12 protein-coding genes are annotated in these 11852 nt (G+C 67.0%); 4 read left to right on the forward strand and 8 right to left on the reverse strand.

Annotated elements, in window-relative coordinates; translation table 11 throughout:
• On the forward strand, window positions 1–252 hold the full coding sequence (gene moaD, locus QTI17_RS09715) for a molybdopterin converting factor subunit 1 (protein WP_286532719.1): 252 nt from the start codon (window positions 1–3) through the stop codon (window positions 250–252).
• On the opposite strand, the gene dapA is transcribed toward moaD, so the two are convergent.
• From dapA to QTI17_RS09750, 7 genes are all read right to left on the reverse strand, one after another.
• Window positions 239–1132 (reverse strand): 4-hydroxy-tetrahydrodipicolinate synthase, encoded by an 894-nt coding sequence (gene dapA / locus QTI17_RS09720; RefSeq protein WP_286532721.1) that lies wholly within the window; start codon window positions 1130–1132, stop codon window positions 239–241. The genes moaD and dapA overlap by 14 nt on opposite strands.
• A 275-nt stretch (window positions 1133–1407) precedes the next feature.
• Entirely contained in the window at window positions 1408–1938 is a 531-nt protein-coding gene (locus QTI17_RS09725; RefSeq protein WP_286532722.1) for a GspH/FimT family pseudopilin, read from the reverse strand.
• Window positions 1939–1954: 16 nt separating this feature from the next.
• Window positions 1955–5056: a pilus assembly protein gene (locus QTI17_RS09730; protein WP_286532725.1), complete on the reverse strand. Its 3102-nt coding sequence runs from the start codon at window positions 5054–5056 to the stop codon at window positions 1955–1957.
• Between the two features lie 29 nt (window positions 5057–5085).
• Entirely contained in the window at window positions 5086–5646 is a 561-nt protein-coding gene (locus QTI17_RS09735) for a pilus assembly PilX family protein (RefSeq protein WP_286532729.1), read from the reverse strand.
• A complete protein-coding gene (locus QTI17_RS09740; protein ID WP_286532732.1) occupies window positions 5643–6800 on the reverse strand; it encodes a PilW family protein in 1158 nt (385 codons plus the stop codon). Before QTI17_RS09740 ends, QTI17_RS09735 begins: the two co-directional genes overlap by 4 nt.
• Window positions 6800–7372, reverse strand: coding sequence for a prepilin-type N-terminal cleavage/methylation domain-containing protein (locus QTI17_RS09745; protein WP_286532736.1), 573 nt, complete (start codon window positions 7370–7372; stop codon window positions 6800–6802). Before QTI17_RS09745 ends, QTI17_RS09740 begins: the two co-directional genes overlap by 1 nt.
• On the reverse strand, window positions 7366–7752 hold the full coding sequence (locus QTI17_RS09750; protein WP_286532738.1) for a type IV pilin protein: 387 nt from the start codon (window positions 7750–7752) through the stop codon (window positions 7366–7368). Before QTI17_RS09750 ends, QTI17_RS09745 begins: the two co-directional genes overlap by 7 nt.
• Before the next feature lie 279 nt (window positions 7753–8031).
• Between QTI17_RS09750 and QTI17_RS09755 the strand changes: the two genes are divergently transcribed.
• The 3 genes from QTI17_RS09755 (at window position 8032) to QTI17_RS09765 (ending at window position 10782) form a co-directional block, all read left to right on the forward strand.
• Window positions 8032–8853 (forward strand): DUF6502 family protein, encoded by an 822-nt coding sequence (locus QTI17_RS09755; RefSeq protein WP_286532740.1) that lies wholly within the window; start codon window positions 8032–8034, stop codon window positions 8851–8853.
• A 41-nt stretch (window positions 8854–8894) separates the two neighbouring features.
• Window positions 8895–10190 carry a DUF5666 domain-containing protein gene (locus QTI17_RS09760; RefSeq protein WP_286532741.1) on the forward strand — a complete coding sequence of 432 codons (1296 nt, stop codon included), beginning with the start codon at window positions 8895–8897 and terminating at the stop codon, window positions 10188–10190.
• Window positions 10191–10302: 112 nt separating this feature from the next.
• Window positions 10303–10782 (forward strand): molybdenum cofactor biosynthesis protein MoaE, encoded by a 480-nt coding sequence (locus QTI17_RS09765; protein ID WP_286532742.1) that lies wholly within the window; start codon window positions 10303–10305, stop codon window positions 10780–10782.
• 3 nt (window positions 10783–10785) lie between these two features.
• On the opposite strand, the gene QTI17_RS09770 is transcribed toward QTI17_RS09765, so the two are convergent.
• Window positions 10786–11778, reverse strand: a complete 993-nt coding sequence (locus tag QTI17_RS09770; protein ID WP_503011033.1) for a Bug family tripartite tricarboxylate transporter substrate binding protein — start codon at window positions 11776–11778, stop codon at window positions 10786–10788.
• Between the last annotated feature and the right edge of the window lie 74 nt (window positions 11779–11852).

Here is an 11852-nt window from a genome sequence, read left to right on the forward strand (position 1 = left end):
ATGCAAGTCAAGGTCCGTTACTTTGCTTCGGTGCGCGAGGCGCTGGGAACCGGCAGCGAGACCGTCGACACCCGCGCGGCCGACCTCGGCGCCCTGCGCGACGAACTGATCGCGCGTGGCGAACCACATGCCAGCGCGCTGGCCCGGGGCCGGGCCGTGCGCATGGCGCTCGACCAGATCATGAGCAGCGAGAGCGCAGCGCTGCGCGAGGGCAGCGAGGTCGCTTTCTTCCCGCCGGTCACGGGCGGCTGAGCCCCTGCAGCGTGTCGAGCAGGCGCTGGCGCCGCTCGGGCGGAACGCGGGTCATCGGCGGGCGCAGCTCGTCCTGCATCAAGCCCCGGGCGGCGAGCGCCGCCTTCAGCGGACCCGGGTTGGCATCGGAGAACATGGCTTCGATCAGGGGCAGCAGCGGCTGCCATTCGGCCCGTGCCTCGGCCAGCCGCCCCTCGTCCAGCAGGCGCAGCACCTTCACGAAGCGCTCGGTCTGCAGATGCGCACTGGCGGCGATCGCGCCGGCACCGCCTTCGGCCACCGTGGCGAAGAGTTGCGCGTCCTCGCCGGCCAGCACCTGCAGGCGGCCGTCGGCGATCAGGGCCCGGGTCTTGGCCATGTCGCCGCCGCAGTCCTTGATGCCGCGGATCCGCGGGTGGGCCGCCAGCGCCAGCAGGGTCTCACGCTCGATCGCGACGCCGGTGCGGTACGGAATGTCGTAGACCAGCAGCGGGACCGCGCTGGCGTCGGCGATGGCCCCGAACCACTCTTCCAGGCCGGCTTGCGAAGGGCGGATGTAGCTCGGCGCCGGCACCAGCAGGCCGGCCAGGCCGCAGCCAGACAGCTTCCGGACCCAGGCCAGCGTCTTGCCGAGGTGGTAGCCCGACAGGCCCATGACGCGGGGCAGCGAGGGGGCGGCCGCGGCGACCGTCGCCAGCACCGCCATCTGCTCGTCCTCGTCGAGCGCGGCGGCCTCGCCGGTCGAGCCGCAGACCACGAAGCCGGCGATGCCGGTGGCGGCCAGCTTTTCGGCCAGCGCGGCGAGCGCGGCATGGTCGACCGCGTGGTCCCGGAACGGGGTCACGAGCGGGATCCAGAGACCCGAGAAGTCGGGGGAAGGGGAGTGATGAGCGTCTTGCACGCAGTGGTCCTTTCAGGAATCGACCGATGGAGGAAACCACCGTCGAATGCGCGCACGCCACCCACTTCGGCCCGAGGCCTTGCAGTTCCGTCGCTCATCCGACGACGGAACCTGGGCTCCGGTCAGACGAGCTCGGGTTTTTTGGCTTTGCCTTGCAGGCGCACGCTGGCCGTTGCTTCGCGAGAAGCGGGCAGGCGTTGGAGGGCGCTGGAAGGCATCGCGCGAGTGTATCGCAGCGCCTCGATCCGGCACGCCTCCAAGTCGAGGCAGTGGCCTCAGGCGCAAGCCGCGGGAGTCGTCGTCGTGATCGAGGTTCGTCCCGTCGCGCTGATCTTGACCAGGCGTCCCTGGCCGCCCAGCGTCGGGCTGGCGCGGCAGGCCGTGATGCTGGCCTGGGTGGCGCCCAGGCCCGTGGCCTCGTAGTTCAGGGCGGACGCGCCACCGGCCTCGCGGATGTGATAGCCGTTCACGGCCGCCGGCTGCTGGCGCAGCACGGTCGTGCCGCTGAGCACGATCCAGCCCGCTTCCCATTGGCCGTTGGTGGCGCAGGTGAGGCCGTCGGCCGAGGCGCACAGGGTGACCGATGCGTTGCGCTTGATCGCTTCGCTGCGCGCGAGCTGGCTGGCCGCGACCAGCGAGTTGGAATAGGAGCTCAGCCGGGTGCTCAGAGTCACACCGTCGAAGGCGGGCACCGCGACCGCAGCCAGGACCGCCAGCACCGTGATGGTGACGAGCAGTTCGATCAGCGTGAAGCCCCGACCTCGCACGCGCGGGCACGACATCCGATGCTTGGAAAGGCGCAGCACGGCCATCGTATTCACCCTATCGCTGGATGAACCAGTAGACCCGGCCCTTCGGCTGCTTGAAGCCTGCCTGAGGCACGGCGCCGGTCGGGGCCAGGGGCGAAACCGGGCTGCCGCCGACCACCACGTCGCGCTGGCTGCCGTCGTCCAGCAAGACCCGGTGCACCACGGGCGAGGGCGACAGGCCGCCGCCCACCACGTTCTGGAAGCGTCCGGTACCGGTGCCTTCCGCATTGGCGTAGGCGAGGTTGTAGACGTTGGCCGTGCCAAGGTCGGCCTTGCACGACTGGATATGGTTCGGGTCGCTCGGAATATGGGTGCTGAAGGTCGTCGTGCCGTAGGCCGTGACGGACGAGGTCACGACCTGCTCGCCTGCCGCCAGCGCCAAGTACCAGCCCTTCTTGCTGGCCAGCGCCGCCGGGTCGGGGTTGGTGGTGCCATTGATCGCGAGAAGCGACGCCTGGCACATGAACCCGTTGCCGACGCCGCAATTGGCGCTCTCGTTGCTCAGCCAGGTGCTGTCCGACGGCTTGTCCACCAGCATGTAGAAATGATTGACCACACTGAGTGCGCCCGTGTAGCTGCGCAGCGGCTTCTCGCGGTCGCCGGAGCCGATCAGCAGCACGTTCGCGCCGCTGCTGTCCTCGACGACGTCGGGGCTGAACATGAACTTGCGGCTGGGGCTGCAGGTCGTCACAGTGTCGCAGCCCAGCGAGGCCACCCGGGTGAGGGTCCATGCACCGGGCGCCGAGGTGGCCATGCCGTCGATGCGGTAGACGTTGCCGCCCAGGTCGGCCGCATAGGCGATCTTGGCCTTGCCGGTGCTGTCGTTCAGCACCGTGATCTCGCCGGTCACCCCGCGGCTCGTTGAGAACGTCTTGAGTATGCTGCCGGTGTCCGCATCGACCACGTAGATCTGATTGCCCTTGCTGGTGCCGGTGCAGCTGCTGGGGTCGGCGTCCTCGCATTTGTCGTAGCCGCCGCCGACCAGCAGCAGGGGGCTGGTGCCGCCGCCGTAGTTCGGCGCGGTCAGCACCTTGGGAACCGACCAGGTCTGGCCGATACCGGACGCGCCCGTGCTGCAGCCCGTGTCGTCGGATGCATTCGGGCAGCCCAGGCGCCACTTGAGCGTCGGCTTGGTCATGTTCGAGGCGTCGAAGGCATAGATCGAGCGGCCGCCGCGCCGCATGCCGGCGTAGACCCAGATCGAATTGCCGCCCGGGCTTTGGTAGCCCGCCACGGGGCCGTCCATGCCATAGGCCTTGGGTTGCGGGGCGGGGGCACTCGCGACGGTCACCAGGCCGGGGTAGCTGATCTGGGGGCTGTTGCCGTACAGGCGACCCAGGCTGCCATAGAACTCCGGCGGCATGAAGGACCACAGCTCGCTGCCGGCGGCATTGCCGTTGATGGCCGCAGTGCGGTTGCCGTTGACGGCACGCAGCACGCCGTCATTGCCGCCGTAGAACACCACCACCTGGGGCGAAGCATCGGTGCCGTAGTTGAGCGCCACCGGCCGTGAATGCACGACGTCGCCATGCACCGAGGGCCGCATGGCGGTGGCCGCCACATTGGTCAGCAGCTTGTCGGCGTCGCCGGTCACGGTGCTGTTGTTCAGGCCGCGCGCCCAATTGATCAGGTTGGTGCGGGCCGTGGTCGACGCCACGCCGAGCAGGGTCTGGGTGATCGCGGTGTTCGCGTCGTCGAAGTTGGCCAGGGCGGTGCAGCCGCTGCTCGAGCAGGTCAGCAGATTGCGACTGGCCACCGGCATGTTGCGAAGCAGGTAGCCTTGCGCGCCTTTTTCCACGACGTTGCCGTCCGGGCTGTTGGAGCTTTCGGCGTTGAGGCAGTCACCCGAGGGTGTTTGGGCCCAATAGCTGTCCGCCGCCGAAGAGGTCCAGAAGCTGCGCGCGCAGGGGGTGATGAAACCGGTCTGCGAATTGACGGCGTTCTTGTCGGCCGCATCCTGCAGGATCAGGTTGTTGCCGGCATCCAGTCCCAGCTTGTATTGCTTGATGTTGCCGTTCCAGCGCGGCTGGGCTGCGGCGTCAGGCCGGAACATGCCGATGAAGATCTGGTTCAGGTAGGTCCCTTGCGTGTTCACGCTCATCGGCAGGCTCACCGAGGCGAAGGCGCTGTTGACCGACTGGATGCGGCTGAAGATGTCGCCGAACGCATCGGTCAGGTCCTTTTCCAGCGTGGCACTGTTGGTGAGATTGAAGTAGGTGCCCTGGCTCACGGTGGCCATGCTCTGCAGCATCGCGGACCAGCCCGGGCCTTGGCCGGTCGTGCCGGGAAGGACGTCGAGGGTGAAGGTCTTCACGCCCATGCTCTGGAACAAAAAGCGCGCCCATTCGTCGGCCACGTTGTCCTGTGAGCCGCTGGGGCTGAGCACGATCGGCGTGGTCCAGTCGGTCAGGGGCAACTTGGGCGTGAAGCCAGCGCCGGCCGCCTTGAGTTCGCTGGTGGCCGCCTTGGTGTCGCTCGTGTTGTCCTGCACCGGGCCGTTGCTCAGGTAGATGATGAAGGTCCCGGCACACCCGGCCGATGTGGGCGCCAGGTAGGGCGAGCCGGCTTTCGAACCCAGCGCATTGCCGGCCAGCGCGTAGAGGGCGTCGGACGCCGTGCTGACACCCGTGTTGGTCTTGAAGTCCGTCTTTGCCTTGTTGTTGCCCGCGTAGGGGGCACCACCGGTGAGATAGCGGTAGACCTCGACCATGGTCTTCCCGGCCTTGCCGCCGTTGGACTTGTCGTTCGTCACGTCGAGGCTCTTGATCAGGGCGCTGTACTTGGGTTGCGACGTACCGTCCAGGGTCCGGATGGCGGCGCGCAGGTAGGCGCCGTCGGAATTGCTGTCACCCTTTCCCGTCTCCGTGAACATCATCACTCCGACGCGGAACTTGTTGGCCGGCAGACTGTTGAAGGCGGTCTGCAGCGCGGCCATCTCCGCCGTGAAGGGCTGGTTCCAATTGGCTGTGTTGTCGAGGACGAACAGCACGTTCGGAATATCCGTCGTGGACTGGTTGAAGCCGGTGAAGAGGTCGATGTCGTCGGCCTGCGCCGGACCCATCTGCAGCAGCAGCAGCACCGAAGCGCAAATTGCCTTGATGAGATTTTTTTTCATGGTGCGAAGCTGCGGTGGTGTGTGAAGTGCTAGTGGCAGAAGGCGTCGTACTGCGCCTGGTTGAGCAGCACGCGCACGCCGGCGCGCACGGCGGTGTTCACGCCTGTGGCGAGGTCGGCGATGGAGGTGCTGATGTCCCAGACCGAGTTGTAGGCGTTGGGCACGCCGGACAGGCCCGAGCCGCTGGAGGAGCCGCCCCCGCTGATGCCGCCGGGACCGCTTGCGCTGCCGCCGGAGCCGGACACCTGGATCGCGCGCACGCACGTGGGGGCTGCCACCTGCACCGTGTAGTCGGTGTTGCCGTCGTTGTTGATGTCCACGTTGCTCACTGTGGCGACCGGCGTCACGAGCGAGGGCGTGCCATCGGCGGCGGGCGGCAGCAGCGAGGTCATCACCTCCTCGATCGCGCGGTTGCCAGCGGCGACTGCCTCGTTGCGCACCTGGACGTTGCCCACCGCCTTGAGGTTGGCGTTGGTGAGCGAGAAGGCGGCGACCACCGTGAGCGTGATCAGCACCAGCATGATCAATCCGACGATCAGCGCTGCGCCGCGCTGACCCCGGATGCGGGCTGCTCGGACCACTCGCCTCACGGTGTGTCTCTCCGGCCAGCGACGTTGTTCAGGCGGACGCTGCTGGAGAAGGCGTGCCGCTTGTAGTGGTCGTTGAAGGGGCCCAGCGTCGCGCCGCCGAGGGTATAGCTGCGCGAATCGGTATGGCTGGGTGTTTGCTCGATGCTGCGCGCCAGCACGTAGATTTTGACGGCCACTGCGTTGATGAGCTGATCGGCCGTGCAAGGCGCAGCAGCGCTGCAGTGCACGAATGCGCCGTCGGGGCTGCCGTCGCCGCGGTCGGTCGGCGTGCTCCTGTTGCTGGCGTCGGCCCAACTGGTGGCCTTGGTGTAGTCGACCGCCGCGCCGGTGGAACTCAGGGTGTCCAGTCCCAGTTCGACGCGAAAGCCTTCGATTCCTTCGATCAGCGCCACGGGCGGCTGCTGTCCCAGAGCGCCGCCTGAGAGGTCGAAGCGCGAGCGCGCGAGTGTCGGAATGCCGTCGCCCACGGTGTCGGCGTAGTCGCGCACGTAGTAGATGTCGGAGACGAACTTGCGCTTGGGCGACGGCGTGGTGCAGTTTCGCGCCAGCATCGTGGCGAAGCCTGCCGTCGAAAGATCGAAGTCGGAAGGCTTTTGCGTGCCGCAGGTCGACGACTGGAAATACAGCGCGCCCGGGGTGTCGACACCGCAGGTGGGCGACGGCAGGCAAGTCTCGGCATGGCGCACCACCAGCACGTCGGTGTTGGCCTTCTTGTTCTTCAGCACCGCGGCGCAACCGGCGGGCACCGCATCGTAGACCTGCACCGCCACGTCGAGCAGGCTGCGCATGTAGCCGGGAGTCCAGTTTGCGGGCGTGTAGGCCAGGCAGGGATCGGGCGGTGCGCCGGTCGGCACGTTGGCCGGGATGGTGGTCAGGGTCAGGTCATCGAACTGGGGCATGTAGTTTTCCCAGAAGCCGGCATGCGCGATTTCGTTTTCCAGCACGAACATGCTGACGCGGCCGCTTTCGATTTGCTGGTTGATCTTGGCCATCTCACGCTGCGCGTTGCTCACGTTGAGGAACAGCGCTATCAGCGCGGCCACGACGATCAACGTGATGGTGATCGACACCATCAATTCGATCAGCGTCAAGCCGCGCTGGACGCGGCGCGACCGTGCGTGCGAGCGGATGACAAGGGTATGGCTGCCGCGCATCACGAGAGCTTTCCGATGCGTACCAGCGTGGTGACGGTGCGGCGGCACAGGTCGTTCTTGCAACGGGTGTTCGCGTCGTCGTACTGGTTCTTTCCGCAGGCGACGCCGGCCGAAGGTGCCGCGAGGGGCACGAGGCCTTGCCAGGCCACGGTGACCAGGTACTCGTCGTTGCCCAGGCTCTCGACGCAGCCGCGCCCGCCGATCACGGCGCCGACCTTGCTGGTGCCCGAGGTTTCACCCGCGCCCAGCAGCGCGTTGCACCATTCGGCCGCGTCGATCTGCTGTCGGGTCCCGGTGGCGCTCGGGCAGGCTGCGCCTGCGCCCAGCGGGCTGCCCGTGACGTAGCTCAGGGCCGCACGCCGATTGGTGGTGATACGGCTGGCCATGTCGTCGAGCAAGGTCAGCGCCTGCGAACGCTGGTAGGCCTCCATCTCGGTGGTCTGCATCCGTGCATGCAGCCCCACCAGGCCGAAGAGGCCGAAGGCGACAATCAGCAGCGTGACCAGCACCTCGATGAGGGTCGCGCCACGCTGTGCGCGACGAGGCGGGACATGGGGGAGGCCGGTCACCATTTGTCGGCCGGCGACTTCACGCCTTCGCTGGTGAGAGTGAGCGTGCCGTCGCTGGCCTGAGCGCCGGTGGGCGTGAACGTCAGCGTGAAGCCCGGCACGGCGGTGGTCGACAGCGTGATGCCGTAGCCATAGTTCGCGCTGACATCCGCAGGCAGCGCGTAGCCACTGTTTGCCAGCGTGGCCGCATCGGCGTAGCTGCGATTGGCCAGCAGGAATTGCTGCTGGCGGTTGGCGATGTCCATCATCTGCGACTGCGCCGCCGAACGCTTGGAACGGATGATGTATTTCGTATAGGACGGCAACGCGATGGCGGCCAGGATGGCGACCATCGCCACCGTGATGAGCACCTCGATCAACGTGAATCCATTTCGCCTGCGCATGCTCTCTCCGTTTCGCCCGCCTCACGTTGGACCGCGACATGTGTCTGAATGCGAACAATTGTAAATGGGAACTTATCACATATGGTCGTAGGACCTGTCTGACAAGCGGACTTTCATCACGGATTGGGGGCAAAGCCCCAAATGAAAAGCTGTTCAGCGAGACCCTCCGGTGAGAGCGTTCCGGCGCTGGTGGGGCGGGATTTCATGGTCTAATCTGTGACCATTAGTTACACGTAAGGTCGCACGACAGCACTCGGCGAGCAGACATGCCACATCGCCATGGATAACCGACTTGCCTGGACCCGGGCCGCGTGCGCGCGCGTCATGCGGCCGGTGGTCAAGCTGGCGTTGGCAGTGGGGTTGAAGCACTCTCACCTGGAGGAACTCTTGCGAGATCTCTTCCTGGACGAGGCGCGTCGCCTATGGCGCAGCCAGGGCGTCAGGGAGCCGAACATCAGCCAGCTGTCAGTGTCGACGGGGCTCAATCGCAAGGCAGTCACCGCCAAGGTGCGGGAGACGAACGGCGTGCTACCCGGTACCGAGGCATCCACCGCTGCGAAGACGTTCACGCTCTGGCTGCAGGGTTTCGCAGGCGACGCTGCTCTCCGGCGTTTGCCGATCACCGGTCGCGACCAGGCGCCATCATTCGAAAATCTAGCGAGACGGGCAAGCCGTGGCGATCTGCACCATCGCGCCATCCTGGACGAACTGGTGCGGTTGGGTATGGCGAAGGAGGAGGGTGGATATGTCGAGCTCGCAGCCGAAGCCTTCGTTCCTGCGCAGGACCTCCAATCCATGCTTGCGTTTTTTGGCGACAATTCGCGTGATCATTTGTCCGCCGGCGTCGCCAACATACTTGGGCAACAGCCTTCCCTGCTTGAGCGCTCCGTGTATGCGAATGGCCTGACGATGCAGGATTGCGAAGACATCCACATGCTCGTGCGCCAGCGCTGGAGCGCGTTGCATCATGAACTGACCCACGAAATGTTTCGCGCAGTCGGCGCGGCGGGCGATGCGGGTTCAGGCCGCATCCGCGTCGGCATCTACACCTACTACGAAGACGCCGCCGCAGACGCTGGCGCCAGGGTTAGCCAATCGTGAATTCCAGACCGTGGCTCGCGAGCCTCTGGCTCCTTCTGACCTTGCTGCTCCTTTCCTGTGGTGGAGGCGGCAGCAGCGGCGTGTCGGCGATCAGCGGCATCCCGGCCGGGGCGACGGCCGCTGCGGCGGCCGGCGCCGCCGCCAGCGCGCCGGCCGGCGATGCGGGCGGCGACGCGACGGGAGGCACATCGACCGCCGCGGGCGGTATCGCCGGTACGAGTACGGCCTCGAGCGGCGACACCTCCGGCGTGGGGTCGGGCGGAACGGGCGTCAGCACCGCGGATGCGACCAGCGTCGGTTCCGTCGACGGCATGGGCAGCATCATCGTGAACAGCGTTCGCTACAACGTCGACACTGCCACCGTGAACCTTCCGGATGCCGGGTCGCTCCAGATCGGTATGTCCGTCGAGGTCACGGGCACGATCGACGCTTCGAAGGTCAATGGTGTGGCCCGCCAGGTGACGTCCGCGCTGGAACTGCGGGGTCCGGTCGAATCGGTCGACCTGGTCGGCGGAAGCTTCAAGGTCATGGGCGCCAGGGTCACGCTCGACGACGCCACGGTGTGGGGCAACGTGACGGGGCTGGCCGACCTGGTGGTTGGCACGCCGGTGCAGGTCTGGGGTCTGCCGGCGGACCCTGGCGTCCTGCGCGCCACGCGTGTCGAGCGCACGGCAGCCAATGCGGCGCCGGTCGTCACTGGCGCTGTGCAGCAATTGGATCCGCTCGGCCGCACCTTGGTGCTGGGCGGTCTCACCGTCGCGTACGGCAATGCCGGCTTCGCCGGCGGCGTGGATGCGACCACCTTGGCGAACGGCGCCATCGTGCGGGTTCGCGCCGCGGCCCAGCCGTCGGGCGGCCTGCTCGTCGCGACCCAGCTGGAGAGCTGGTACCAGGTCCCCAAGACGACGGGTACACAGATACAGCTCGAGGGCCTGATCACCAACTTCGCCACGCTCGGCGCGTTCCAGGTCCTGGGTTCGACCGTCGACGCGTCCGCGGCCACCGTCACCGGCGGCCGCGCTTCCACGATCGGCAACGGGGTCAAGGTGGAGGTGAGCGGAACGCTCGTGAACGGGGTGCTCATCGCAACGCAACTCAAGATCAGGCACATTCCCGGCGCGGGTTCCTTGCCTTCCTACACATTGATCGGTTCGGTAGGCAACTACACGTCTGCCGCCCGTTTCCGCGTGCGCGGACAGTTGGTCGACGCGAGTTCGCCCGGTGTGGTGTTCATGAACGGAACGTCAGCCGGCCTGTCGAACGGCGTCAACGTCACCGTGCTTGGCACTCAGGTCGTCAACGACGTGCTGATCGCCAACCAAGTGAGCTTCGACTAGCCCGCCGACGTGTTTTTCGCGCTCGCGGGCTGGCGGCGCGGTGCCACAATCCGCGCATGAGACATCCGGTTCCAACCCCCAGATGTCTGGATGTCGAGCAGGAGTTTGGCCAGTGAGCACCGCCCGTGTTTCGATCCAGACAGAGGACTTCGACCTGCAGCAGGAGGTCGCCGCGTTGCGTGCCGGCGACGCCGGGGTCGGCGCAGTGTGCTGCTTCATCGGCACGGTGCGCGACCGCAACGACGGCAGCGCCGTGGCCTCGATGGAACTCGAGCACTACCCGGGCATGACCGAGAAGGCGATCGAGGCCATGATCGACGAGGCCCGCAAGCGCTTCGACATCCTCGGCGCCCGCGTGATCCACCGCGTCGGCCTGCTGCAGCCGCAGGACCAGATCATGATGGTCGCCGTGACCTCGGCGCACCGCGGCCAGAGCTTCCTGGCCTGCGAGTTCCTGATGGACTACCTGAAGACCCAGGCGCCGTTCTGGAAGAAGGAAGAGACGCCCGAGGGCGCCCGCTGGGTCGATGCGCGGGCGACGGACGACGAGGCCGTGGCCCGCTGGGGCATCGCCTCCGGCAATGCCGCCTGAGCCTCACTGGGGCTGGAAGCCGCTGTTCTTGATGATCTGCGCCCAGGTCTGGGTGTAGCTGCGCACGCGGCCGGCGAACTGGCCCTGCGGCATGAATTCGACCGTGAGGCCCATCGCAGTCAGGCGCTCGCGCACATCCGGCATCTTGAGCACCTTGGCCAGCGCGACGCCGAAGCGGTCGATCACGGGCTGCGGCGTGCCGACCGGCGCGAAGATGCCGTAGTAGGGCAGGTCTTCCAGGCCCGCCAGGCCCAGTTCGGCGAAGGTCGGCACCTGCGGCAGCACGGCCTGCCGCTTGTCGCCGATCACCGCGACGACGCGGATCTTGCCGGCCTTCTGGTTCTCGATGAAGTCGGGAACCGAGCCGATGCCGGCCGAGATCTGGTTGCCGAGCATGTCGGCCAGCATCGGTGCGCTGCCGCGGTAGGGTGCAGCCTGGACGTCGATCTTGTACTTGGCGCCGATCAGCTTGACCAGGAACTCGGGGATCGAGGCCGGCGCCGGAACGCCGATCGTGTCCTTGCCGCCGCGCTCCTTCCTGACCCAGGCCACGTAGTCGTTGACCGACTTGGCGGGCGTGCCGCCCGACACCGCGAGCGCATTGGCGAAGGTCGCGAAGCCGGCCACCGGCACGAAATCGCGCGCCGCATCGAAGCCCGGGTTCTTCACCACCAGCGGCAGGATCGAGATCGAATGGTCGTGCGAGAGGAACAGCGTGTGGCCGTCGGCCGGCGCGGCCTTCAGCGCCTGGGCGGCGATCTGGCCGCCGGCGCCGGCGCGGTTGTCGACCACCACGGAGGTGCCCAATTCGTCCTTGAGCTTCTCGGCCAGCGTGCGGGCGATCACGTCAGTGCCGCCGCCGGCCGGAAAGCCGACCAGCAGCCGGATCGGCGTGCCGGCCGGCTGGGCCAGCGCCACGCCTCCAGCGGCCAGCAGGCCAGCCGCGAAAAGGCCGCGCATGAGGCGCGTGGCGCCACTCCATGTTGACTTCAGCATCTATCGACTCCAATGATTGCGGGTAGAAAAAAGTCCGGACGGTCTTGAACTCGCCACGGAACGGCCCTATTTTG

Source organism: Variovorax sp. J31P179, from assembly GCF_030316985.1.
In the GTDB taxonomy this organism is placed as follows: Bacteria; Pseudomonadota; Gammaproteobacteria; order Burkholderiales; family Burkholderiaceae_C; genus Variovorax; species Variovorax ginsengisoli_B.